At 71.4% G+C, this 24,271-nt stretch carries 18 protein-coding genes and 1 pseudogene; 10 read left to right on the plus strand and 9 right to left on the minus strand.

Translation table 11 applies throughout. The features are described from left to right. Positions 1-69 precede the first annotated feature (69 nt). The 7 genes and pseudogenes from ACFU8Q_RS20180 to ACFU8Q_RS20210 form a co-directional block, all read right to left on the minus strand. Positions 70-882, minus strand: a complete 813-nt coding sequence (locus tag ACFU8Q_RS20180) for an HpcH/HpaI aldolase/citrate lyase family protein (protein WP_384455584.1) — start codon at positions 880-882, stop codon at positions 70-72. Beyond that, the gene (locus ACFU8Q_RS20185) at positions 879-2,078 is read right to left on the minus strand and encodes a CaiB/BaiF CoA transferase family protein (protein WP_384455587.1); all 1,200 of its coding nucleotides are present in this window, start codon (positions 2,076-2,078) and stop codon (positions 879-881) included. Before ACFU8Q_RS20185 ends, ACFU8Q_RS20180 begins: the two co-directional genes overlap by 4 nt. Then, positions 2,075-2,959: a ribokinase gene (gene rbsK / locus ACFU8Q_RS20190; protein WP_384455589.1), complete on the minus strand. Its 885-nt coding sequence runs from the start codon at positions 2,957-2,959 to the stop codon at positions 2,075-2,077. The genes ACFU8Q_RS20185 and rbsK overlap by 4 nt, the downstream gene beginning before the upstream one ends. Continuing rightward, on the minus strand, positions 2,956-4,326 hold the full coding sequence (locus ACFU8Q_RS20195) for an ADP-ribosylglycohydrolase family protein (protein WP_384455592.1): 1,371 nt from the start codon (positions 4,324-4,326) through the stop codon (positions 2,956-2,958). The genes rbsK and ACFU8Q_RS20195 overlap by 4 nt, the downstream gene beginning before the upstream one ends. Then, complete coding sequence (locus ACFU8Q_RS20200; protein ID WP_384455595.1) at positions 4,323-5,510, minus strand: ADP-ribosylglycohydrolase family protein; 1,188 nt, start codon at positions 5,508-5,510, stop codon at positions 4,323-4,325. The genes ACFU8Q_RS20195 and ACFU8Q_RS20200 overlap by 4 nt, the downstream gene beginning before the upstream one ends. After that, positions 5,452-6,936 carry an ADP-ribosylglycohydrolase family protein gene (locus tag ACFU8Q_RS20205; protein WP_384455630.1) on the minus strand — a complete coding sequence of 495 codons (1,485 nt, stop codon included), beginning with the start codon at positions 6,934-6,936 and terminating at the stop codon, positions 5,452-5,454. Before ACFU8Q_RS20205 ends, ACFU8Q_RS20200 begins: the two co-directional genes overlap by 59 nt. Before the next feature lie 213 nt (positions 6,937-7,149). Next, positions 7,150-8,268 (minus strand): annotated as a pseudogene (locus ACFU8Q_RS20210) (ADP-ribosylglycohydrolase family protein); the annotation flags it as partial. A gap of 262 nt (positions 8,269-8,530) precedes the next feature. Here ACFU8Q_RS20210 and ACFU8Q_RS20215 point away from each other — a divergent pair. The 3 genes from ACFU8Q_RS20215 (at position 8,531) to ACFU8Q_RS20225 (ending at position 15,770) form a co-directional block, all read left to right on the plus strand. Further along, the gene (locus ACFU8Q_RS20215; RefSeq protein WP_384455598.1) at positions 8,531-9,265 is read left to right on the plus strand and encodes a VIT1/CCC1 transporter family protein; all 735 of its coding nucleotides are present in this window, start codon (positions 8,531-8,533) and stop codon (positions 9,263-9,265) included. A 468-nt stretch (positions 9,266-9,733) separates the two neighbouring features. Continuing rightward, positions 9,734-14,317 carry a glutamate synthase large subunit gene (gene gltB, locus ACFU8Q_RS20220; protein ID WP_384455601.1) on the plus strand — a complete coding sequence of 1,528 codons (4,584 nt, stop codon included), beginning with the start codon at positions 9,734-9,736 and terminating at the stop codon, positions 14,315-14,317. After that, positions 14,310-15,770 (plus strand): glutamate synthase subunit beta, encoded by a 1,461-nt coding sequence (locus tag ACFU8Q_RS20225; protein WP_384455604.1) that lies wholly within the window; start codon positions 14,310-14,312, stop codon positions 15,768-15,770. Before gltB ends, ACFU8Q_RS20225 begins: the two co-directional genes overlap by 8 nt. A 118-nt stretch (positions 15,771-15,888) precedes the next feature. Here ACFU8Q_RS20225 and ACFU8Q_RS20230 read toward each other — a convergent pair whose 3' ends face one another. Then, positions 15,889-16,812 carry a rhomboid family intramembrane serine protease gene (locus ACFU8Q_RS20230; RefSeq protein WP_384455607.1) on the minus strand — a complete coding sequence of 308 codons (924 nt, stop codon included), beginning with the start codon at positions 16,810-16,812 and terminating at the stop codon, positions 15,889-15,891. A gap of 147 nt (positions 16,813-16,959) precedes the next feature. Between ACFU8Q_RS20230 and ACFU8Q_RS20235 the strand changes: the two genes are divergently transcribed. From ACFU8Q_RS20235 to ACFU8Q_RS20260, 6 genes are all read left to right on the plus strand, one after another. Next, positions 16,960-17,703 carry a vWA domain-containing protein gene (locus ACFU8Q_RS20235; RefSeq protein WP_384455610.1) on the plus strand — a complete coding sequence of 248 codons (744 nt, stop codon included), beginning with the start codon at positions 16,960-16,962 and terminating at the stop codon, positions 17,701-17,703. After that, positions 17,700-18,263, plus strand: coding sequence for a HutD family protein (locus ACFU8Q_RS20240; RefSeq protein ID WP_384455613.1), 564 nt, complete (start codon positions 17,700-17,702; stop codon positions 18,261-18,263). The genes ACFU8Q_RS20235 and ACFU8Q_RS20240 overlap by 4 nt, the downstream gene beginning before the upstream one ends. A gap of 93 nt (positions 18,264-18,356) precedes the next feature. Beyond that, on the plus strand, positions 18,357-18,857 hold the full coding sequence (locus tag ACFU8Q_RS20245; RefSeq protein ID WP_384455616.1) for a pyridoxamine 5'-phosphate oxidase family protein: 501 nt from the start codon (positions 18,357-18,359) through the stop codon (positions 18,855-18,857). Positions 18,858-18,994: 137 nt separating this feature from the next. Beyond that, a complete protein-coding gene (locus ACFU8Q_RS20250) occupies positions 18,995-19,606 on the plus strand; it encodes a TetR/AcrR family transcriptional regulator (RefSeq protein ID WP_384455619.1) in 612 nt (203 codons plus the stop codon). A 474-nt stretch (positions 19,607-20,080) separates the two neighbouring features. Continuing rightward, the gene (locus tag ACFU8Q_RS20255) at positions 20,081-20,284 is read left to right on the plus strand and encodes a cold-shock protein (RefSeq protein ID WP_003969786.1); all 204 of its coding nucleotides are present in this window, start codon (positions 20,081-20,083) and stop codon (positions 20,282-20,284) included. A gap of 198 nt (positions 20,285-20,482) precedes the next feature. Continuing rightward, positions 20,483-22,129, plus strand: a complete 1,647-nt coding sequence (locus ACFU8Q_RS20260) for a DEAD/DEAH box helicase (protein WP_384455623.1) — start codon at positions 20,483-20,485, stop codon at positions 22,127-22,129. A gap of 97 nt (positions 22,130-22,226) precedes the next feature. On the opposite strand, the gene ACFU8Q_RS20265 is transcribed toward ACFU8Q_RS20260, so the two are convergent. Further along, the gene (locus tag ACFU8Q_RS20265; RefSeq protein WP_384455633.1) at positions 22,227-23,108 is read right to left on the minus strand and encodes a hypothetical protein; all 882 of its coding nucleotides are present in this window, start codon (positions 23,106-23,108) and stop codon (positions 22,227-22,229) included. Positions 23,109-23,411: 303 nt separating this feature from the next. On the opposite strand from ACFU8Q_RS20265, the gene ACFU8Q_RS20270 reads away from it, so the two are divergent. Beyond that, positions 23,412-24,188 carry a S1 family peptidase gene (locus ACFU8Q_RS20270; protein WP_384455626.1) on the plus strand — a complete coding sequence of 259 codons (777 nt, stop codon included), beginning with the start codon at positions 23,412-23,414 and terminating at the stop codon, positions 24,186-24,188. Positions 24,189-24,271 lie beyond the last annotated feature (83 nt).

The raw sequence follows: 24,271 nt of genomic DNA on the forward strand, positions 1-24,271 counted from the left end.
CATCTGGTTCGGGCCCCACACGTGTCCGCGACAAGACGGCCGGCCTCACCGCCCGCACCGGCTCTCCCCTCACCCCTCCCGCGCGGCCAGCGCAAGCGTGCGCCGGGCCGAGGCCACGACCGCCGCGTCGACGAACCGGCCGTCCGGGAGAGCCAGTGCGCCCTCGTCCGTCGCGGCCGCCGCCACGATCTCCGTCGCCGCCTCGACCTCCTGAGCCGTGGGGCGGAACGCCCGCTCGATGACCGGGAGCTGGCGGGGATGGATCGCCGCCCGCCCCAGGAAACCCAGCGCCCGGCCGCGCGCGCAGGACGCCGCCAGGCCGTCCAGGTCCCGTACGTCCGGGAACACCGACTGGGTGGGCGGCGCCAGTCCGGCCGCGCGGGCGGCGACCACGACCCGGCTGCGCGACCAGTCGAGCCCGGCATCGTCCCGTACCCCCAGATCGGCCCGGAGGTCCGCCTCGCCCAGGGCGATGGCGCGCACCTGGGGATGGGAGGCGGCGACCGTGTACGCGTGCTCGATGCCGAGCGCCGATTCCAGCAGCGGACAGAGCGCGACCCCCGGCGCCACGGCCGCGATGTGATGGACGGACGCCGCGTGTGTGATCTTGGGCAGCCGGAGTTCGGCCAGGCCCGGCAGTCCGGCCAGGGCGAGGATGTCCGCCTCGGTGTGGACCCGGACATGGACCGGTACGGCCGTGTCCTCGGCGGGCTCGGACAGGAGCTCGGCGGTGGCCGACCGCGCGTACTCCTTGCGGTCCGGCGCGACCGCGTCCTCCAGATCGACGATCACCACGTCCGCGCCCGCGTCGCGCGCCTTGCGCACCACCTCAGGCCGGTCGCCGGGGACGTACAGCAAGGTGAGAGGGACCGCCGCCGTCACAGCACGTGCTCCGCCCGCAGCGCGGCGATCTCCGGAGCCGACAGGCCCAGACCGGTGAGGATCTCGTCGGTGTCCGCGCCGTGCGGCCGGCCCGCCCAGCGGATCGCGCCCGGCGTCCCGGACAGACGGAACAGGACGTTCTGCATCCTCAGCGGGCCCAGCTCCGGGTCGTCGACCTCGGTGATGGAGCCGAGGGCCCGGTACTGCGGGTCCTCCATCACGTCCTGGATGCCGTGGATCGGCGCGATCGCCGCCTCCGCCTTCTCGAACGCGGAGACCGCCTCCTCACGGGTGTGCCGGGCGATCCAGTCGCCGACCGCCTCGTCGAGCTCGTCGGCGTGCTCGGCGCGGGTGGTGCCGGAGCCGAACCAGGGTTCGTCGATCAGTCCGGGCCTGCCGACCAGACGCATCACCCGCTCGGCGATCGACTGCGCGGAGGTGGAGACCGCGACCCAGTGCCCGTCCGAGGTGCGGTACGTGTTGCGCGGCGCATTGTTGCGGGAGCGGTTGCCGGTGCGCGGCTGTACGTAACCGAGCTGGTCGTACCAGACGGGCTGCGGCCCCAGCACGGTCAGGATCGGCTCGATGATCGCCATGTCGACGATCTGCCCCTCCCCGGTCCGGTCGCGTCCGGCGAGCGCGGCCATCACGGCGTACGCGGTGGCCAGCGCCGCGATCGAGTCGGCGAGCCCGAACGGCGGCAGCGTGGGCGGCCCGTACGGCTCCCCGGTGATCGCGGCGAACCCGCTCATCGCCTCGGCCAGGGTGCCGAAGCCGGGGCGGTGCGCGTACGGGCCGAACTGGCCGAAGCCGGTGACCCTGGCCAGCACCAGCCGCGGGTTGACGTCCTGCAGCTCCTGCCAGCCGAGGCCCCAGCGCTCCAGCGTCCCGGGCCGGAAGTTCTCGATGATCACATCGGTTCCGGCGGCCAGCCGGAGCAGGATGTCGCGTCCGCCGGGGCTGGACAGGTCGAGCGTCAGATTGCGCTTGTTGCGGCCGAGCAGCTTCCACCACAGGCCGATGCCGTCCTTCGTGGGGCCGTGCCCGCGCGACGGATCGGGCCTGCGTGGATGCTCGACCTTGATCACCTCGGCGCCGAAGTCGCCGAGCATGGTGGCGGCGAGCGGGCCGGCGAAGAGCGTCGCGAGGTCGATGACCCGCAGTCCGGTCAGGGGTGCCTGCGTGGGCGCGTTCATGCGGCGTCGATCTCGCTGCGGTACGGCATGGAGGTCGAGGCGCCCGGCCGCTGCACGCAGAGCGCGGCGGCGGACGACGCCCAGGCCAGCGACTCGGGTACGGGCCGTCGCTCGCCGAGCGCCACGCCGAGCGTGCCGACGAAGGTGTCCCCGGCCCCGGTGGTGTCGACGGCGGTGACCTCGGGCGCGGGGAAGAGCACGGGTTCGCCGCCCCGCCCCGCGTACAGGCAGCCTTTGGAGCCGAGTGTGATGACGACCGCCGGGACCTGGCCGAGCAGGATCTGCGCCGCCGCCCGGGGGTCCGCGGAGCCGGAGAGCGCGGCTGCCTCGTGCTCGTTGGGGATCAGCACATCGACGCAGTCGAGGAGTTCGGACGGCAGGGGCTGTACGGGGGACGGGGTGAGGATGGTCCGTACGCCCTGGGCGTGGGCGACTCGCGCGCCCTCCAGCACGGCGGACAGCGGCAGCTCCAGCTGGAGGAGCAGCAGATCGGCTCCCGCGATGGCGGCCATCTCGCCGGGGCCGAGGCCGGTGACGGTGCCGTTGGCGCCGGGGATCACCACGATGGAGTTGGCGCCCGTGTCGTCGACGACGATGTGCGCGGTGCCGCTGGGACCCTCGGCGGTGTGCAGCAGATCGGTGTCGACGCCCGCGTGTTCCAGGTTGGACCGCAGCAGGGTGCCGTACGCGTCGTCGCCGACCGCGCCGATCATCGTCACATCGGCGCCCGCGCGTGCGGCGGCGATGGCCTGGTTGGCGCCCTTGCCGCCGGGGACGGTGCGCAGTTCCCGTCCGGTGACGGTCTCGCCGCGCTCCGGGGCCCGTGCGACGTATGCGACGAGGTCCATATTGGTGCTGCCGAGCACCGCGATGGCGGTCATGGGCGGAGTGCCTCCTTGTGGGTGAGCCGGTGGGTCTGTTCGGCGAGTGCGTCGAAGCCGATGGAGTCGAAACCGGGGACGGACGTGGCTAGACGGTTCTTCAGCGGGACGGTCCAGCGGTCGGGCAGCGCGTCGGGGCTCCCGGCCAGGAGACCGGCGAGCGAACCTGCGGTCGCACCGTTGGAGTCGGTGTCCCAGCCGCCCGACACCGCATGGCAGATGGAGTCGGAGAAGTCGCCGTCGGCATGGGTGAGAGCGGCCGCGAGCAGCGCGGCGTTGGGCAGCACATGGACCCAGTGATGGCCGCCGTACTCGGCGTGCAGCCGGTCGACGGCCGCGTCGAAGCCGTCGCCGCGGGCCGCCTCGACGCCGAAACGCACCGCGTGCGCGAACCGGGAACGCGGCGGTACGACACGCAGCCCGGCGGCCAGACAGCCGTGCACGTCACTCGTGCCGCCGGCCGCCTCGGCGAGCATCGCGGCAGTGAACATCGCCCCGTACACCCCGTTGCCGGTGTGGGTGAGGACGGCATCCCGATGCGCCTGTTCCGCCGCGGCCGACGGGTTGCCCGGATGAGTCCAGCCGTGCACGTCCGCCCTGATCTGCGCGCCGATCCATTCCCGGAACGGGTTGCGGTACCTGGCGGTGTGCGGGGGCTCGATGCCGTCGAGCAGATTGCGGTACGCGACCCGTTCGGCGGTGAACGTCCGGCCGGCCGGGAGTTCGTCGAGCCAGAGGCGGGCGAGGTCGCAGGTGGTGAAGGACGGTCCGTACCGCTGGAGCAACAGCACGGTGAGCAGTGGGTGGTTGAGGTCGTCGTCCTCCGGCATGCCGTCGATGTTCTCGGCCAGGGAGGTGGGCGCGGAGCGGCGGTTCCAGGGGTAGGTGGCGGCCAGTTCGGCGGGCAGCCCTCTGGCCGTGAACCAGGTGGTCAACGGCCAGTTGCCGGTGGCGCGGGCCAGTGCGCGGATGCCGGCGAGCGGCAGTTTCTCGACGGGTTTGCCGAGCAGGCAGCCGGCGGCCCGGCCCAGCCAGGCGGCGTGCAGCCGGTCCTGACTCACCGACGGCGGCAGCGTGCGCGGGGCGGGCCAGTCGGGGCAGGCGGCCCGGATGGCGGCCAGCTCCGTCGGTTCGTCCCGGTCCAACGGTGATTCCAGCAGGGCGAGTTCGTCCAGCAGCCGCTCCGCGAGCGCGCGCAGCTCCGGTGCCGGAGCAGTCGACGCGCCCGCGCGCTCCGGGGCGGGGGCACCGCCCGCCTCGTACCACCGGCGTGCGACGGCCCGCGCGTCCCGCCCGTCCTCGGCCGCCTGGCGCAGCTCGTGCCCGACCAGGTCCTCGGGCTGCACCCACGTCAGCCGTACCGTCATGGCGTGCCCGCCAGCGCGGCGAACGCCGACTCGTGCGCGCGGCGCCGGGCCGTGTCCCGTACGAACACCTCGCGGGCGACGTCCGCCAGGGTCCGCGCGGGGGCGTGCAGATCGAGCCGGCTGGCCTCGGCGACCGTTTCCACCCAGGTGGCGGGGATCTCCCGCTCGCCGTGGAGTGCGCCCGCGAGGGCGCCGCTCATCGTGGCGATCGAGTCGCAGTCCCGACCGTAGTTGACCGAGCCGAGGACTGTGTGCCGGTAGTCGCCGTCCGCGACGAGCAGCATGCCGAGCGCGATCGGGAGTTCCTCGATGGAGTGCAGCCGGGAGGGCCGACGGGCGCCGAGCGAGGGGGAGCGGTAGTCGGGGCCCACGGTGTCGAAGGGGGCGACGGCGGTACGCAGTGGGGCCAGCGCCGACTCGAAGTCGTCGTACCGGGCGGCCACTTCGCACACCGCCTCGATGGCGGACCGGGTGCCGTCCTTGGCGAGCGAGAGACAGAGGTCGACGACGGCGGCGGGCGTCGCGCCCGGGGCGCAGGCCGCGGCGACGGCCGCCGCGAAGACTCCGGCCGCCTCCCTGCCGTACGAGGACTGATGGGCCCCGGCGACATCCAGCGCCTCGGCGTACGCGGCATGCGGATGCGCGGCGTTGACCAGGCCGACCGGCGCCATGTACATCGCCGCACCGCAGTTGACGATGTTTCCGGAGCCCGCCTCACGCGGATCGACATGGCCGTAGTGCAGCCGTGCGACGATCCACTTCTCGGCGAGGAAGATCCGCTGGAGCGGCAGTGCGTCCGCCTCCAGCTCCGGGATCCAGCGGGGCGTGGAGATCAGTTCGGGCACCAGGTGGTCGGCGACCGCGTACGCGTCGAGGTGGTCGCGCACCGCCCCGTACACCCGTACCAGCGCATGGGTCATCAAGGTGTCGTCGGTGACGTGTCCGTCGCCCTTGTGGTACGGGGCGATGGGGCGGGCCGTACGCCAGTCGTCGCCGTCCCACGGGCCGACGATGCCGCTGATCCGCCCGCCGTGGCGGGTCGTGATCTGCTCGGGAGGCCGGCCCTCGACCGGACCGCCGAGTGCGTCGCCGACCGCGGCGCCGACGAGCGCTCCCGTGATCCGTTCATCGAGTGTGAGTGCCGTGGTTCTCGCCCCGGACCGCGTGGGCATGGTGGATGTCATGTCCGAATTGTCCACCCGTGGGTGTCGGTTCCGTGTCTGCCAGCAGCCCGGCGAGTTCGATGAGATCGGTCCCCGCGAGGCGGGGCAGCGCACACCCGGCCAGGGTGCGGCAGGCCTCGCGCCAGCCGTTCGGGACGGCGCCGATACCGCCGAGCGCACCGGTCAGCGCACCGGCCAGGGCGGGTGCCGAGTCGGCCACCCGGGACAGGCACGCCGCCGCGGGAACGGCCTGGGCGATCTGCCCGCGCGCCGCCGTGGCCAGGGCGAGGGCGACCGGGACGGTCTCGGCGGCGGCGATCCCGTAGCTGTAGACGTGGTCGACGATCTGATGCTCCAGCACCGGTACGAGGGCGAACGCGCCCGCCGCCTCGCCGACGAAGTCACGGGCGATCCGGACGGCGTGTGCGGCGTTGCGGGCGATCTCGGTGCCGTCGGGGAGCTGGGCGAGCGCGGCGTTCACCGCGGTGTCCACGTCCGCGCCGCCCAGCGCCTCGGCGATCGCGGCGGCCATCGCCCGCGCGCCGTGCACACCGTCGCCGTCCTGCGTGTAACGGGCGTCGAACTCGGCGAGGTCGGCGGCGGCGGCGGGATCCGCGGGGTGGACGACGGCGAGCACGGCGGCCCGTACGCAGGCCGCGTCGTCGAAGTAGTGCGGGTTGTCGTGGCCGGTGGCGGGTGGGCGCAACCCGGCGGCGAGATTGCCGAGCCCGGCCCGCACCGAGATCCGGGCGCGCAGCGGGAGCACCGCGGACTCGACCTCGGGGGCCCGGGCGGCGGCCGCGGCGACCTCGGCCGCCAGCGCGTTCCAGGCGACGTCGACGGCGGCCCGCATCCGGCGTTCCGGGGACAGGCCGTGCAGCGGACCGGCCGCCGAGGTGAGCACGGTCCCGGCGGCGAAAGCCGCCCATTCGGCGTCGTCCGAGGGCCCGAGCCGCAGAGGTTCGGGCGGCTGGTTGAGCGCGATGGGGACGGGCAGCGTGGTGGTGGCGTTCTGCTCGGCGAAGGTGTCGAGCTCCCGGGTGAGGCGCCGGGTCCACTCGGGCATCCGGCTGGCCCGGTGCCGCGCGGCCGGCCATCCGGCGGCGTCTCCGGCGGCGAGCCCGAGCAGCAGCCCCTCGATCCGGGCCCGGTGCCCGGGCGCCGGACGGGTACGGAGACGGGCGGCGGGGGAGACGGGCGCGCGCGGAACGCTGTCCGGGTCCGGGCCCGGGTCCGCGTCCGTACCCCGGTGGTTCCGGTTCGGAGCCTCTTCGTCGGAGGGGGGCGGGGTGTCGGGAGACAGGTACGCACGGGTGTCGTGTGTCGGGGTGTCGTCCGGCGTGGGGGCTTCGTCCGCCGCCCCCGCGTACGCCGGGTCCGCGTCCGTATCCCGGTGGTTCCGGTCCGGGTCCTCTTCGTCGGAGAGGGGTGGGGTGTCGGGAGACACGTACGCGGAACGGGTGTCGTGTGTCGGGGCGTCGTCCGGCGTGGGGGCTTGGTCCCTCGCCCCCGCGTACGCCGGGTCCGCGTCCGTACCCCGGTGGTTCCGGTTCGGGGCCTCTTCGTCGGAGGGGGGCGAGGTGTCGGGAGACAGGTACGCGGAACGGGTGTCGTGTGTCGGGGTGTCGTCCGGCGTGGGGGCTTCGTCCCCCGCCCCCGCGCCTGCCCCCGCGTACGCGTCGTCCGCGTCTTCCGGAGTGAGCAACTCAGCGATGTCCAGGACGTGGTAGCCCCGCATCGACGGCAGACAGCTGCCCCGGACCGGGCCGATCGCGTCCCCCCAGTGCCGGGGAATCGCGGACGCCCCGTGCAGGGCGCCGGCCAGGGCTCCCGCCACCGCGGCCGTGGTGTCCGCGTCGCGGCCCATGTTGACCGCGGTCAGCACCGCCGTGCGGAAGTCGCCGCGCGCCGCCGCGAACGCGCCGAACGCCAGTCCGACCGCCTCCGGCGCCAGGTCCGTCCACGGGTAGCCGCCGACCACCACCGCGGAACGCACCGCGCGCTCCATGGTGAGCCGGTCGGGGTACGTGCGCTGCGCGGCCGCCACCGCGCGTCGAAGCGAGCGCGCTGTCCAGGAGTCCATGGGAACGACGGACAGCGCGGCGGCGATCACCGACGCGAGCCCGGCCCCCACCATCGCGGCGGCCACCCCGGCCGCCACCGCCTGGCCGCCGTAGATGCCCTCCCCGTCATGACTGACCCGCCCGTCCACCGCGACCAGACGCGCCGCCTCGTACGGTCGGCCCGCCGCGAAGACACCGAACGGTGCCGCTCTTATCGCCAGACCGTCACTCCAGGCGTGCCGGTGCTGGGCGGAGATCGGGGCGGCGAGGCCCCGGCGCAGGTTCTCCAGCGTGCCCCGCTCACTGAACCCGGCGCCACGGAACGGCCCCTCGTCCAGATCGGCGATCCACAGATGCCAGGCCCGCTCCACCTGGTTGACGGTCAGCGCCGAACCGTGCCGGGCGAGCAGCAGCCCGGAGAAGATCGCGTACTCCGTGTCGTCCGTGCCCGCGGGGTCGTCGCTCACGAAGCCTTCGATCCGGCCCCAGCGACGGCGGATCTCGGACGGCCGCAGGTTCTCCGCCGGTGCGCCCAGCGCGTCGCCGACCGCGAGACCGAGCAGGGAACCCCTGGCCCGGTCGCCCAGGTCCCCCCGCGCACCCGCACCCGCACCCGCGCCCCGGTCCGCGCCGCCCCCCGCCGCCGGTGCGCCGTGCCGTGCCGCCGCCGTGCCGCCGGTCCGCGGCTCTGCCGGATTTCCTGCAATCGACTCCATCGCGTCGACCCTTCGCTCACACCGAGCCAGTTCTCGTTCGCTCGATCTGTGCCACGCAGAGCCCCGACAGAGGCCGATAATCACAACAAAAGGGCCAGTTGGATGACGGCTCGGCGTCGGTAAGGCAGGCCGTACTCACCTGGTCACGGGGGCGGGTAAGTACGGCCTGCCTTGCTGGCGGGGGCCCCATTTCGTGCGTACTTTCGACGGTGTTGAGCGGGGGCGGAGCGCGTGAAACCCGCTGCCGGAGAAGGGGAGAGCTGTGTCCATCATCGAGACCGACGCCGTACTGCACGAGGCGCACCGAGACAACCACACCCACCGCGATGTGAACGGCGGCTGGCTGCGCCCTGCGGTGTTCGGTGCCATGGACGGGCTGGTCTCCAACCTCGCGCTGATGACCGGCGTCGCGGGTGGTGCCGTCTCCCAGCAGACGATCGTGATCACCGGTCTGGCGGGCCTGGCCGCCGGCGCGTTCTCCATGGCGGCCGGCGAATACACCTCCGTCGCCTCGCAGCGCGAGCTCGTCGAGGCCGAACTCGACGTCGAACGGCGCGAGTTGCGCAAGCACCCCAAGGACGAGGAACGGGAGCTCGCCGCACTCTACGAGTCCCGTGGCGTCGAGCCGGGCCTCGCGCGCGAGGTCGCACGGCAGCTGTCGCGCGACCCGGAGCAGGCCCTGGAGATCCACGCCCGCGAGGAACTCGGCATCGACCCGGGCGATCTGCCCTCGCCGCTCGTCGCCGCCGTGTCCTCATTCGGCGCGTTCGCACTGGGTGCCCTGCTGCCCGTACTTCCGTACCTGCTCGGCGCGAGTGCGCTGTGGCCGGCCGTGCTGCTCGCACTGGTCGGGCTGTTCGCCTGCGGTGCGGTGGTCGCCAGGGTGACGGCGCGCAGCTGGCTGTACAGCGGGCTGCGGCAGCTGGTGCTCGGCGGCGCCGCCGCGGCGATCACCTACGGTCTCGGCACACTGTTCGGCGTGGCCCTCGGAAGCTGACGCCCCTCGGCGGGAAGCATCACATCGAGTCCGTCCGGCTGAAGGCTTTGTCCTTGAACGCCGGACGGGCTTCGTTTCGGCAGCGCGTCCGCCATTCGTAACGCGTCCGCCATGCGTGTGACGTACGTCTTGGTGACCGCCTCTGGGCGGAACGGCATCCTCCCACGTAAAATGAGTCTCTATACAGGGCTCCACATAAGTAGCCATTACCCGGCGGTTTCGTTTCCATTGCCGCCGGGCATGAGCCGTAGACACCGCAGGCAACGACGCCTGCTCTCTGCGGTCCCCCCCCCCCCCGGGCGCCGATCCTCCGACTGCGACCCTCACCGCCTCAGGCAGTGTCCGCATGTTGGAACGAACTATCCGCTTCTTGAGAAGCGCCCCATCATGTAAACCTGCACGAAATTTCGCAGAGGGCCAACGTCGTCCCTCGGCACTGCATATGCCACGACGACGACGGGAGAGCCGATGCGTACTGACGCCTGGTCGCCCATGGACGGTCGCCCCGCCCAGCAGGGGATGTACGACCCCCGTAACGAGCACGACGCCTGTGGTGTCGGGTTCGTGGCCACTCTGACCGGTGTGGCCAGCCATGAGCTGGTCGAGCAGGCGCTGACCGTACTGCGCAACCTCGAACACCGCGGTGCCACCGGATCCGAGCCCGACTCCGGCGACGGAGCCGGAATCCTCCTCCAGGTGCCGGACACCTTCCTCCGCGACGAGGTCGCCTTCGACCTCCCCGAGGCCGGCGCCTACGCCGTCGGAATCGCCTTCCTGCCCGCGGACGACGCCACCGAGGCCGTCCGGAAGCTGGAGAAGATCTCCGCCGAGGAGGGCCTCAAGGTCCTCGGCTGGCGCCAGGTCCCGGTCACCCCGGACATCCTCGGCAACGGCGCCCGCGCCACCATGCCCGAGTTCCGCCAGCTCTTCGTCGCGGACGGCGCGAGCACCGGCATCGCACTCGACCGCAGGGCCTTCGTGCTGCGCAAGCGCGCCGAGCGGGAGGCCGGGGTGTACTTCCCCTCGCTCTCCGCGCGCACGATCGTCTACAAGGGCATGCTCACCACGGGGCAGCTGGAGCCGTTCTTCCCGGACCTCTCCGACCGGCGCTTCGCCACCGCCGTCGCGCTGGTCCACTCGCGCTTCTCCACGAACACCTTCCCGAGCTGGCCGCTCGCCCACCCGTACCGCTTCGTCGCGCACAACGGCGAGATCAACACGGTCAAGGGCAACCGCAACTGGATGAAGGCCCGCGAGTCCCAGCTCGCGTCGAGTGCGTTCGGCTCCGCCGACAACGGGCACGGCGGTACGGAGCAGCTCGACCGGATCTTCCCCGTCTGCACCCCCGACGCCTCCGACTCCGCCTCCTTCGACGAGGTCCTGGAGCTGCTCCACCTCGGCGGCCGTTCGCTGCCGCACTCGGTGCTGATGATGGTCCCCGAGGCGTGGGAGAACCACGATTCGATGGACCCGGCCCGGCGTGCCTTCTACCAGTACCACTCCACGATGATGGAGCCCTGGGACGGCCCGGCCTGCGTCACCTTCACCGACGGCACCCAGGTCGGCGCGGTCCTGGACCGCAACGGTCTGCGCCCCGGCCGCTACTGGGTCACCGACGACGGCCTCGTCGTGCTCTCCTCCGAGGTCGGTGTCCTGGACATCGACCCCGCGAAGGTCGTCCGCAAGGGCCGCCTCCAGCCCGGCAGGATGTTCCTGGTCGACACCGCCGAGCACCGCATCATCGAGGACGACGAGATCAAGGCCGCGCTCGCCGCCGAGCAGCCGTACGAGGAATGGCTGGCGACCGGCGAGATCGAGCTGGAGGACCTCCCCGAGCGGGAGCACATCGTGCACACGCACGCCTCCGTCACCCGCCGCCAGCAGACCTTCGGCTACACCGAGGAAGAGCTCCGCGTCATCCTCGCCCCGATGGCCCGCACCGCCGGCGAGCCGCTCGGCTCCATGGGCACGGACTCCCCGATCGCGGCCCTGTCCGAGCGCCCACGGCTGCTCTTCGACTACTTCACCCAGCTGTTCGCCCAGGTCACCAACCCGCCGCTGGACGCCATCCGTGAGGAGCTCGTCACCTCGCTGCGCTCCACGCTGGGCCCGCAGGGCAACCTGCTGGAGCCGACCGCCGCATCGTGCCGCAGCGTCACGCTGCCGTTCCCGGTGATCGACAACGACGAGCTTGCCAAGCTGATACACATCAATGCCGACGGCGACATGCCGGGCATGAAGGCCGCCACGCTCTCCGGGCTCTACCGGGTCGGCGGCGGTGGCGACGCCCTCGCGGAGCGGATCGAACAGATCCGCGCCGAGGTCGACGCCGCCATAGAGGACGGCGCCCGCCTCGTCGTCCTGTCCGACCGGCACTCCGACGCCGAGCACGCCCCGATCCCGTCGCTGCTGCTCACCTCGGCCGTCCACCACCACCTCATCCGCACCAAGCAGCGCACCCAGGTGGGGCTGCTGGTCGAGGCCGGAGACGTCCGCGAGGTCCACCACGTCGCGCTGCTGATCGGCTACGGCGCCGCCGCGGTCAACCCGTACCTGGCGATGGAGTCCGTCGAGGACCTGGTCCGCGCCGGTACGTTCATCGAGGGCATCGAGCCCGAGAAGGCCATCCGGAACCTGATCTACGCGCTCGGCAAGGGCGTCCTCAAGGTCATGTCCAAGATGGGCATCTCGACGGTCGCCTCCTACCGCGGCGCCCAGGTCTTCGAGGCCGTCGGCCTGGACGAGGGCTTCGTCGCGAAGTACTTCAACGGCACCGCCACCAAGATCGGCGGCGCGGGCCTCGACGTCATCGCCCGGGAAGTCGCCGCCCGCCACGCCAAGGCCTACCCGGCGTCCGGCATCTCCGCCTCGCACCGCGCGCTGGAGATCGGCGGCGAGTACCAGTGGCGCCGCGAGGGCGAGCCGCACCTGTTCGACCCGGAGACGGTCTTCCGCCTCCAGCACGCCACGCGCAACAAGCGGTACGACATCTTCAAGAAGTACACCGACCGGGTGAACGAGCAGTCCGAGCGCCTGATGACGCTCCGTGGCCTGTTCAACTTCAGGAGCGACCGCGAGTCGATCCCGGTCGACGAGGTCGAGCCCGTCTCCGACATCGTCAAGCGCTTCTCCACCGGCGCCATGTCGTACGGCTCGATCTCCCGCGAGGCGCACGAGACCCTCGCCATCGCCATGAACCAGCTGGGCGGCAAGTCCAACACCGGTGAGGGCGGTGAGGACGCCGACCGGCTCTACGACCCGGCGCGCCGCTCGTCCATCAAGCAGGTCGCCTCCGGCCGCTTCGGTGTGACCAGCGAGTACCTGGTCAACGCGGACGACATCCAGATCAAGATGGCGCAGGGTGCCAAGCCCGGCGAGGGCGGCCAGCTGCCCGGCCACAAGGTCTACCCGTGGGTCGCCAAGACCCGGCACTCCACCCCGGGTGTCGGGCTGATCTCGCCGCCGCCGCACCACGACATCTACTCCATCGAGGACCTGGCTCAGCTGATCCACGACCTCAAGAACGCCAACCCGGCGGCCCGCATCCACGTGAAGCTGGTCTCCGAGGTCGGCGTCGGCACCGTCGCCGCGGGTGTCTCCAAGGCGCACGCGGACGTCGTCCTGATCTCCGGCCACGACGGCGGAACGGGTGCCTCCCCGCTCACCTCGCTGAAGCACGCGGGCGGCCCCTGGGAGCTCGGGCTCGCCGAGACCCAGCAGACCCTGCTGCTCAACGGCCTGCGCGACCGCATCGTCGTGCAGACCGACGGCCAGCTGAAGACCGGTCGCGACGTCATCATCGCCGCGCTGCTCGGCGCCGAGGAGTTCGGTTTCGCGACCGCGCCGCTCGTCGTCTCCGGCTGCGTCATGATGCGTGTCTGCCACCTCGACACCTGCCCGGTCGGCATCGCCACCCAGAACCCGGTCCTGCGGAGTCGGTTCTCCGGCAAGGCCGAGTACGTCGTCAACTTCTTCGAGTTCATCGCCCTGGAAGTCCGCGAGCTCCTCGCCGAGCTCGGCTTCCGTACGATCGAAGAGGCCGTCGGCCACGCCGAGCTGCTGGACACCGACCGTGCGATCACGCACTGGAAGGCGCAGGGCCTCGACCTGGAGCCCCTGTTCCACGTCCCCGAGCTGCCCGAGGGCGCGGTCCGTCACCAGCTGATCGAGCAGGACCACGGTCTCGCCAAGGCGCTCGACAACGAGCTGATCAAGCTGGCCGCCGACGCACTGAACGCGCAGAGCGCCGAGGCCGCCCAGCCGGTCCGGGCCCAGATCGCGATCCGGAACATCAACCGGACCGTCGGCACCATGCTCGGCCACGAAGTGACGAAGAAGTTCGGCGGCGCCGGTCTGCCGCAGGACACCATCGACATCACCTTCACCGGCTCGGCCGGCCAGTCGTTCGGCGCGTTCGTGCCGAGCGGTGTGACGCTGCGACTGGAGGGCGACGCCAACGACTACGTCGGCAAGGGCCTCTCCGGCGGGCGCGTCATCGTCCGCCCGGACCGTGGCGCCGAGCACCTCGCCGAGTACTCCACCATCGCGGGCAACACCATCGCCTACGGCGCGACCGGCGGCGAACTGTTCCTGCGCGGCCGGACCGGTGAACGGTTCTGCGTCCGCAACTCCGGCGCGACCGTCGTCTCCGAGGGCGTGGGCGACCACGGCTGCGAGTACATGACCGGCGGCCACGCCGTCGTGCTCGGCGAGACCGGACGCAACTTCGCCGCAGGCATGTCGGGCGGAGTCGCGTACGTCATCGACCTGGACCGCGACAACGTCAACGTCGGCAACCTCGGCGCGATCGAGGCCCTCTCCGACACCGACGAGCAGTGGCTGCACGACGTCGTGCGCCGCCACCAGGAGGAGACCGGTTCCACGGTCGCCGAGAAGCTGCTCGCCGAGTGGGACACCGCGGTGGCCCGCTTCAGCAAGATCATCCCGTCCACGTACAAGGCAGTGCTCGCCGCCAAGGACGCCGCTGAGCTCGCCGGTCTCTCCGAACAGGAGACCACCGAGAAGATGATGGAGGCGGCGACCCATGGCTGACCCCAAGGGCTTCCTGACCACCGGGCGCGAGGTCGCCGAGACCCGCCCCGTGGGCGAGCGCGTCAAGGACTGGAACGAGGTCTACGTTCCGGGCTCGCTGCTCCCGATCATCAGCAAGCAGGCCGGCCGCTGCATGGACTGCGGCATCCCGTTCTGCCACAACGGCTGCCCGCTCGGAAACCTCATCCCCGAGTGGAACGACTACGCCTACCGCGAGGACTGGTCGGCCGCGTCCGAGCGCCTGCACGCCACGAACAACTTCCCGGAGTTCACCGGGCGGCTCTGCCCGGCCCCCTGCGAGTCGGCGTGCGTGCTCGGCATCAACCAGCCGGCCGTCACCATCAAGAACGTCGAAGTCTCCATCATCGACAAGGCATGGGACAGCGGCGACGTCACCCCGCAGCCGCCCGAGCGGCTCTCCGGCAAGACCGTCGCCGTCGTCGGTTCGGGTCCGGCCGGTCTCGCCGCGGCCCAGCAGCTGACCCGGGCCGGCCACACGGTCGCCGTCTTCGAGCGCGCGGACCGCATCGGGGGCCTCCTCCGGTACGGCATCCCCGAGTTCAAGATGGAGAAGTCGCACATCAACCGCCGTATCGAGCAGATGCGGGCGGAAGGCACCAAGTTCCGTACGGAGGTGGAGATCGGCAAGGACATCGACGCCGCCAAGCTCCGCCGCCGCTACGACGCGGTCGTCATCGCCGCGGGCGCCACCGTCTCCCGCGATCTGCCGGTCCCGGGTCGTGAGCTGAACGGCGTGCACTTCGCCATGGAGTACCTGCCGCTCGCCAACAAGGTGCAGGAGGGCGACCTGACGGTCTCCCCGATCACCGCGGAGGGCAAGCACGTCGTCGTCATCGGCGGCGGCGACACCGGCGCCGACTGCGTGGGCACCGCCCACCGCCAGGGCGCGCTCTCCGTCACCCAGCTGGAGATCATGCCCCGGCCGGGCGAGGACCGGAACGCCAACCAGCCCTGGCCGACCTTCCCGATGCTCTACAAGGTCACCTCGGCGCACGAGGAGGGCGGGGAGCGCGTGTACTCCGTCTCCACCACCCACTTCGAGGGCGACGAGGACGGCAACGTCCAGGCGCTGCACCTGGTCGAGGTGGAGTTCAAGGACGGCAAGCTGGAGCAGAAGCCCGGCACCGAGCGGAAGATCCCCGCCCAGCTCGTCACCCTGGCCATGGGCTTCACCGGCACCGACCAGTCCAACGGCCTGGTCCAGCAGTTCGGCCTGGAGCTCGACGCGCGCGGCAACGTCGCGCGCGACGCGGACTACGCCACCAACGTCGACGGAGTCTTCGTCGCCGGTGACGCGGGCCGCGGCCAGTCCCTCATCGTGTGGGCCATCGCCGAGGGCCGCTCCGCGGCGCGCGGCGTGGACCGCTTCCTGACCGGAGCCAGCGCCCTGCCGGCCCCGATCCGCCCGACGGACCGTGCCCTGACGGTCTGATCACACGGCACACAAGACGTCCCGTACAAAGGCGTACGGAACTGAACGCGGCGCCTGCCCGTCCCCGACCGGACGATCTCGGCAGGCGCCGCGGTGCGTTCCGGGACGGGCGGACCGCTCACCCGGTCAACGCCGACGTCTTGAGCACCACCAGCAGCACCAGCACGGCGAGCAGCACCACACCCGCGGCCGCCTGGGTCGACGTACGCTGCTTCGCCGGGGCGTACGCGTACGCGACCGTGACGGCGGCGCCCGTCAGCAGCCCGCCCAAGTGGCCCTGCCACGAGGTGAATCCGGCCGAGATCAGCATCCAGATCAGGAACCCGGCCATGAACCGGTTCACCGCCTGCATGTCGCGGCCCAGGCGCCGGTTGATGACGTAGAACGCCGCGCCGAGACCGAAGACCGCACCCGAGGCACCCACCGTGCTGTCGAACGGCGCGATCAGATACACCAGGACCGAACCGCCCAGCGCGGACAGCAGATACAGCGCGAGATAACGGGCCCGGCCGAGCTGCTCCTCGACGACGCGACCCAGATTCCACAGCGCGTACATGTTGAAGAGGATGTGCAGCACCCCGAACGGCAGCGAGCCGAAGGACGATTCGCCCGGTGGGAGATGGAGGAAGGCCCCGGTCAGCAGCCGGTACCACTCGCCGCCCACCACACCGATCACATCGAAGCCGGGGAAGTCCCCGGCCTCGTAGACGTACTGGGCGCCGTCCGGGCCGTTCATGCCCGCGCCGAGCATCGCGAACCGGTCGACGATCCCCGGACGGACCAACTCGCCCAGATACACCAGGATGTTGAGGCCCATCAGCACGTACGTGACGAGCGGCACCGCGCTCCTGGGCACCGCACCGCCGAACACCGTGCGCGCCTGCCGGACCGAGCGCTGCCCCTCCTTCACGCACTCCACGCAGTGGTGGCCGACGGCGGCCTCACGCATGCAGTCGGGGCAGATGAAGCGTTCGCAGCGCGTGCAGCTCACATACGTCTCGTACGACGGATGGCGAAAACAGGTGGTGACCGCGGCCTCCACGGCAGGCTCCTTCACGGTGGGCAGACACGAGCGGCCGGTGGGGACGGCGGCGATCAAGATAGCGAACGCCGCCGCCCGGGACGGATCCGGGTGCCTTACGCTCGGTGTTCTCAGTGTTCTGACACGTCGGGGATTCGGAGAACGCGCATGGTCGGCTCGTCCGCCACAACAGGTCCGGCCATCAGCCTGCGCAAGATCGAGGAGACCGCCCCCGCGCTGGCCGGCCTCTACAAGAGCGCGTCGGTGTCGCTGACGAAGCGCGGCATGAGCGGCGAACGGGCCGCGGTCTACCTGGTGCTCGACTACTCCGGCTCGATGAAGGAGTACTACAAGGACGGCAGCGTCCAGGCCCTGGCGGACCGGGTGCTGGGTCTCGCGGCGCATCTCGACGACGACGGCCGCGTGCCCGTCGTCTTCTTCTCCACCGGCGTCGACGCCCTCACCGACATAGCCCTGGACAACCACCGCGGCCGGGTCGACGCGATCGTGGCGGGCCTCGGACACATGGGGAAGACCAGCTACCACCTGGCCATGGACGCGGTCATCGACCACTACCTCGACAGCGGCTCGACCGCCCCCGCACTCGTCGTCTTCCAGACCGACGGCGGCCCGATCAGCAAGCACGCGGCGGAACGCTATTTGTGCAAGGCGGCCAAACTGCCGCTGTTCTGGCAGTTCATCGGCTTCGGCAACAAGCGGAGTACGCAGTTCGACTTCCTGCGCAAGCTCGACGAACTGGCCGTACCCGCCAAGCGCCCCGTCGACAACGCCGGCTTCTTCCACGCCGGATCCGACCCGCGCAAGGTCCCGGACGCCGAGCTGTACGACCGGCTGGTCGCCGAATTCCCGCAGTGGCTGGCCGCGGCCCGGGCGCAGGGGATCGTCACGTGACGGCCCGGGTGCTGCGGGCGGCCGACCGTACGGCCACGCCCTGGAAGAACGGCGGGGGAGTCACCCGGGAGATCGCGGCGTACCCCGAGGGCGCACCGCTGGACACCTTCGACTGGCGGGTCAGCCTGGCCGATGTGTCCCAGGACGGGCCGTTCTCCTCGTTCCCCGGCGTCGACCGCACGCTGACCGTGGTCGAGGGCGCCGGGATGGACCTCATGGTGGGCGGCGAGCACCACATCGTCGACGAGCCGTACTGGCCGCACGAATTCCCCGGCGACCTGGAGACGTACGGCCGACTGCTCGGCGGCCCGGTCGTGAACTTCAATGTGATGTACCGCAGGGAGCGTACGAGCGCGGAGGTCGCGGTGGTACGCGGCACCGTCCTGCTGTCGGTGCCGCAGGGCGGGGCGGTGCTGGCCGTCGCGCTGGAGGACGGTGCGGTGCTCGACGGCCAGGACGTCGTCCTCGACCGCTACGACGCGTTGTTGGCGCAGGGGGAATCACCGGGGGTGCTCCGGACCCACGGGTGGGCGCTGTTGGTGACCCTGTCGAGGGGATGAGGCTTCGGGCGGACGAGCCGTCGGGCGGACGAACCTTCGGGCCGAGCGGAATTCCGGACAGGGGATGTCGGGATTCCAGGGTTCCATGGCCTCATGACACCGAGTTCCTGGAAAGAGTTCCAGTCCGCACAGCCGGCCTTCGCCGACACCGTCCGGGCCCGTTTCGGGCAGTACAAGCACCAGGTCCTGGCGACCCTGCGCAAGGACGGATCGCCGCGGGTGACCGGCCTGGAGGTGTACGTCCTCTTCGGTGAGCTGTGGCTCGGCATGATGCCGAACTCGCGCAAGGCGCTGGACCTGATGCGCGATCCGCGGTTCGCGATGCAGGCCAATCCGGGACCGGACGCCGAGATGGCCGACGGCGACGTCCGGGTCTCCGGCCGCGCGGTGGAGGAGACCGACCCCGGGATCCTGGCCCGCTTCACCGAGGAGGTGAAGCCGCCGGAGCCGTTCCACCTCTTCCGCGCGGAACTCCAGGAGGTGGTCCGTACGACGCTGGACTCCGATGAGCTGGTGGTACAGGTATGGCGGCCCGGAAAGCCCCTGCGCACGATCCGCCGGACCGGGGACGACAGCGCACCGTACGAATCCTGACCTCCGCCCGAGAGGGCGCCCGCCTCCTCGTCGACGACGCCTCCCGCGTCGGCGGGCGCCCGGAGCGGCCGGGACCGGGGGCCGGCTCGACCGGGCGGGTGTCCGGGGCGGTGTCCCGGCGGGCGGAGAATGGGCGCGTGCCTAACAAGAAGAAGCCCCAGGTGACCCCTGCGCCCGAGCGCCGCCGCGAACTGCTCGACACCGCCGCCGAGGTGTTCGCCGCGCAGGGATACAACGCCACCACCGTCCGCAAGATCGCGGACGCGGCCGGGATGCTCGCGGGCAGCCTCTACTACCACTTCGATTCCAAGGAATCGATGATCGACGAGATTCTCTCGACCTTCCTCGCCGAACTCTGGGAGGGGTACGACGCGGTGCTCGCCGCCGGACTCGGCCCCCGGGAGACCATCGAGGCCCTCGTCACCGAGTCCTTCCGGGAGATTGACCGGCACCGCGCCGCCGTCGCCATTTACCAGAAGGAGTCCAAGCACCTGGCCACCCAGCCGCGCTTCCAGTACCTCGTCGACTCCCAGCAGAAGTTCGAGAAGGCCTGGCTCGGCACGCTGGAACGCGGCGTCGCCGACCAGACCTTCCGCGCCGACCTCGACATCCGCCTGACCTACCGCTTCGTCCGCGACACCGTCTGGGTCGCGGCGTCCTGGTACCGGCCCGGCGGACAGCACAGTCCCGAGGAGATCGCCCGCCAGTACCTCTCGATGGTCCTGGACGGCATCGCCCTGGGCGCCTGACCCATGAGAGAGCGGCAGTGGCACACCTCCGGACGGGGCCGACGTCAACGGCGCGCGATCGCTCCGGGTCACCCGATCGGTGTAACGGCGCAGAATTGATGACGTCGATACTGCACGAGCCGGAGCCCGAACCGACGGCCTCCACGGCTCGCGGACCGATGCCGCCCAGCCGCCCCGACACCCGCCGCGGGAAAGTTTTCGGCGGCGTGTCGAGCCCGCTCCCGGCCAGTTGTCCCATGGGCCCGGACAAAAATCTGCCGTCCGGCGACGCGGCGTGTCCCACCGCTGACCGACAGATCGTGCTACGGTTGCCGTGTTGCAGTTTTGGTACCCATGAACATTATGTGCGCCTGACGGGAATGCTTCCTCAGGCGCATTATTGTTTTCCGGCTTTCTCCGGATGGGGCTCAATGCGGCGACTTGGAATTCGTAAAGTGCGGATTTCCGGCACTGCACCTCTTTTAGGAGAATGACATGGCTACTGGAACCGTGAAGTGGTTCAACTCGGAAAAGGGCTTCGGCTTCATCGAGCAGGACGGCGGCGGCGCCGACGTCTTCGCCCACTACTCCAACATCGCCACCTCGGGCTTCCGTGAGCTCCAGGAGGGCCAGAAGGTCTCCTTCGACGTCACGCAGGGCCAGAAGGGCCCGCAGGCGGAGAACATCGTCCCGGCCTAATTGCCGGACGCGTACCTCGCAGCCGGGGCCCGCACCGTGAAGGTGCGGGTCCCGGCTTGTGCTGTCCACGGGACAGGGTGAGGAAGCACCACCCGTCCCGCGGAGGTCCCCAGCACTCCTCGGCAGTCCCAAGCAGTCCCAAGCAGTTCCCAGGAATCCCTAGGAATCCTCAGGAATCCCCCAGGAGGGCAATTCCGTATGACCCGCTCCGAACGCCAGGACCGACCCGCCCGCAACCGCCCGTCGAGGGGGCGCGGCACGGCCCCGGCAAAGGCAACCGCTAAGGGTTCCGGCAAGGGATCCGGCAAAGCGTCGCCCCGTCGCAGGGCCACGCCGCCGCAGGGTGAGTTCGCCCTGCCCGAAACCATGACCCCCGCACTGCCCGCCGTCGAGGCGTTCGCCGAGCTGGACATGCCCGCAGCCCTGCTGAAGACCCTTGCCGCGCAGGGCGTCACCGATCCGTTCCCGATCCAGGGCGCCACCCTGCCGAACTCGCTCGCCGGCCGGGACATCCTCGGCCGCGGCCGCACCGGCTCCGGCAAGACCCTCGCCTTCGGCCTCGCGCTGCTGGCCCGTACCGGCGGACGGCGCGCCGAACCGCGCGCCCCGCTCGCGCTCGTCCTCGTGCCGACCCGCGAGCTCGCCCAGCAGGTCACCGACGCGCTGACGCCGTACGCCACGGCCGTGAACCTGCGCCTGGCCACCGTCGTCGGCGGCATGTCGATCAGCAAGCAGTCCGGCACGCTGCGCCGCGGCGCCGAGGTGCTCGTCGCCACTCCCGGCCGGCTGAAGGACCTCATCGAGCGTGGCGACTGCCGCCTCGACCAGGTCGCCATCACCGTCCTCGACGAGGCCGACCAGATGGCCGACATGGGCTTCATGCCGCAGGTCGTCGCCCTGCTCAAGCAGGTCGAGCCGGACGGTCAGCGGATGCTGTTCTCCGCGACGCTCGACAAGAACATCGACCGCCTCGTCAAGATGTTCCTGACGGACCCGGTCGTGCACTCGGTCGACCCGTCCGCCGGCGCGGTCACCACCATGGAGCACCACGTGCTGCACGTGGCCGACGAGACCGACAAGAAGGCCGTCGCCACCCGGATCGCCGCCCGTGACGGCCGGGTCATCATGTTCGTGGACACCAAGCGTGGTGCCGACCGCTTCGCCAAGCGGCTGCTGGCCAGCGGTGTACGGGCAGCCGCCCTGCACGGCGGGCGCTCGCAGCCGCAGCGCAACCGGACGCTGGACCAGTTCAAGAACGGCCAGGTCACCGCGCTCGTGGCGACGAACGTGGCGGCGCGTGGCATCCACGTCGACGACCTCGACCTGGTCGTGAACGTGGACCCGCCGACCGATCACAAGGACTACCTCCACCGGGGCGGGCGCACAGCGCGTGCCGGGGAGTCCGGCAGCGTCGTCACCCTGGTGCTGCCCGAGGAGAAGCGGGAGATGACCCGGCTGATGGCCGACGCGGGCATCGCCCCGCGGACCACCCGGATCAAGTCCAGCGACGAGGAACTCACCCGGATCACCGGGGCCCGTGAGCCGTCCGGCGTCGCGATCGTCATCGAGGTCCCGCAGCCGACGCAGCCGAAGCCGCGTACCCGGTCGGGCGGGGCGGCGGCCGGTGGCTCCGGCTTCCGCTCGGGCAGCCGCGGCCGGGGCCGGCGCGGTGGTGCCGGACAGGGCGGCGGCGCCGAGGGCCGGGGCGCGGGCGGTTCTTCCCGTGGCGCCGGTGCGGGCGCCGGTGCGAGTGGTGGCCGTGGCGGAGGTGAGGCGCGTGGTGCCGGGCGTTCCGGGGCCGGGCGTGGTGGTGCGGCGGCGGGGCGTGGCCGCAGGGCCGCGTAGCGCCGCGGACCGAGTGCGGTGACCGGGCGGATCCGTCCGGTCACCGCTCGGTCCTCAGCCGCCGGACGGCTGATTCCGGGGCGGAGCCCCGGTTGCTTCAGGTGGTGCAGTCCAGGACCGTCCGGCACAGTCCGCACCGGGCCCGAACCCGGCCGCGCACCGGAACGCGGATGCGCTGGTGGCAGGTGGGGCAGGCGAAGGAGACCCGGAGCCCTTGCGGGCCGCTCTCGAAGGCGTACGGGGCGCCGGAGCCCTGGGGCGCCACCGTGGCCGGGTGGTCCTGGGCGTGCCGCCGGTCCTTGGCGTAGCGGTGCCGGCCCGCCCAGCCCGCGGCCGTGAGGGGCGGCTGCCGGGTGTCGTGGAGGGCCTGGGCGCGGCCCTTGGTGTAGGCCGTGTACGCCTGCGGGCTCGTGAACCACGGGGAGGGGTCCTCGTCGAAGGCGAACGCCCGCTTGGCGAGGACGTATCCGAACTCCTCCGGGGTGAGATAGCCGAGCTTCTGGCTGGAGACGGCGTCCTCGCGGAACGCGTCCAGCAGCAGCCAGCCCGCGCCCAGGTACGTCGTCGCCGTGTCGGTGAGGATCTCGTTGTCGCGCGTACCGGGGAACTCCAGGCCGAGGCGGTGCAGCAGCACATGCATGACCTCGTGCGAGAGCGCGGCGCCGATGTCCCTGCGGTGGGTGCGGAAGCGGTCGTTGAGTTCGATGAAGTACTCGGGTCCCGCGGCGAGTTCGACACCGGCGGCGTGTTCCATCGCCCGGAAACCGACGATCATCCGGGCGTCCGGCAGATGTAGGTGCTGGACGATGGCGCGCGCCACCCGCTGGGCGCCGAGGTGCAGATCGTCCTGGTCGGAGAAGGCGGCGTCGGCGGGCGCCAGGCTCGTGGCGTAGCCGCGGACACCGTCGCACGACAGCCTCCGGTACAGCGCCGTGATCGCGGACCGGACGGTGTCGAGGTGGGGGAAGCCGTGGACCACCGGGCCGCCGCCCCGGCCGTTGCCCCGACTGTTGTCCCGGCCGTTCCCTTGGCCGTTCCCTCGGCTGCTGTCCGGCACGTCCCCACCACCTTTGACGCTCGAACCGGGCTCCACTGTAGCCGGAGCGTCAGGGATGATCTTGGCCGAAAAGTGAATCTTGTGGGCTGCGTGAGCATGTTCCGATAATCCGAAGCGCGTCTTTGTCGGGAGCATGACTATCGGGTGCGGTCCTGTCCGTGCCCGGCCCTCGGCGAGGGCACGTACACCCCCCACGACAAACCCCCCACGAAAGAAGGCAGTCCGTTGAAGCAGCTTCTGCGTGCGGTGAAAAGATGCTCCGTCATAGCCGCCGTGGTCCTCGCGGCCGTCAGCCTCCAGCCCGCCGGAGCCTCCGCGGCCCCCACCCCCGTCGTCGGCGGAACCCGCGCCGCCCAGGGCGAATTCCCCTTCATGGTCCGGCTGTCGATGGGCTGCGGCGGTGCCCTCTACGCCAAGGACATCGTCCTCACCGCCGCGCACTGCGTGAACGGCTCCGGCAGCAACACGTCCATCACCGCCACCGCGGGCGTCGTCGACCTGCAGTCCGCCAATGCGATCAAGGTCAAGTCCACCAAGGTCCTCCAGGCCCCCGGCTACAACGGCGCGGGCAAGGACTGGGCACTGATCAAGCTCGCCAAGCCCATCGACCTGCCGACCCTGAAGATCGCCACCAGCACCACGTACAACAACGGCACCTTCACCATCGCCGGCTGGGGCGCCGCCACCGAGGGCGGCGGCCAGCAGCGCTATCTGCTGAAGGCCACCGTGCCGTTCGTCTCCGACGCCGACTGCCAGGCCGCCTACGGCAGCGACCTGATCCCCGGTGAGGAGATCTGCGCCGGGCTGATCGACACCGGCGGCGTGGACACCTGCCAGGGCGACTCCGGCGGTCCCATGTTCCGCAAGGACAACGCCGGAGCCTGGATCCAGGTGGGCATCGTCAGCTGGGGCCAGGGCTGCGCCGAGCCCGGCTACCCGGGTGTGTACAGCGAGGTCTCGACGTTCGCCGCCGCCATCGCCTCCGCGGCGTCCACGCTCTGACCCCGCTCCCAGGCCCCGGCTCCTGCCACGGCCGGTGTCCGACTCACACCTGAACATCCCCGGGGGTGCCCGTCCGGACGGGC

The organism is Streptomyces sp. NPDC057543, assembly GCF_042801895.1.
Classification (GTDB): Bacteria; Actinomycetota; Actinomycetes; order Streptomycetales; family Streptomycetaceae; genus Streptomyces.

Coding starts and splice junctions, on each gene's coding strand:
- ACFU8Q_RS20195 (WP_384455592.1), bottom strand. CDS start 4,326: ATGACGGTACGGCTGACGTGGGTGCAGCCCGAGGACCTGGTCGGGCAC.
- gltB (WP_384455601.1), top strand. CDS start 9,734: ATGCGTACTGACGCCTGGTCGCCCATGGACGGTCGCCCCGCCCAGCAG.
- ACFU8Q_RS20185 (WP_384455587.1), bottom strand. CDS start 2,078: ATGAACGCGCCCACGCAGGCACCCCTGACCGGACTGCGGGTCATCGAC.
- ACFU8Q_RS20235 (WP_384455610.1), top strand. CDS start 16,960: ATGGTCGGCTCGTCCGCCACAACAGGTCCGGCCATCAGCCTGCGCAAG.
- ACFU8Q_RS20200 (WP_384455595.1), bottom strand. CDS start 5,510: ATGACATCCACCATGCCCACGCGGTCCGGGGCGAGAACCACGGCACTC.
- ACFU8Q_RS20255 (WP_003969786.1), top strand. CDS start 20,081: ATGGCTACTGGAACCGTGAAGTGGTTCAACTCGGAAAAGGGCTTCGGC.
- rbsK (WP_384455589.1), bottom strand. CDS start 2,959: ATGACCGCCATCGCGGTGCTCGGCAGCACCAATATGGACCTCGTCGCA.
- ACFU8Q_RS20245 (WP_384455616.1), top strand. CDS start 18,357: ATGACACCGAGTTCCTGGAAAGAGTTCCAGTCCGCACAGCCGGCCTTC.
- ACFU8Q_RS20225 (WP_384455604.1), top strand. CDS start 14,310: ATGGCTGACCCCAAGGGCTTCCTGACCACCGGGCGCGAGGTCGCCGAG.
- ACFU8Q_RS20260 (WP_384455623.1), top strand. CDS start 20,483: ATGACCCGCTCCGAACGCCAGGACCGACCCGCCCGCAACCGCCCGTCG.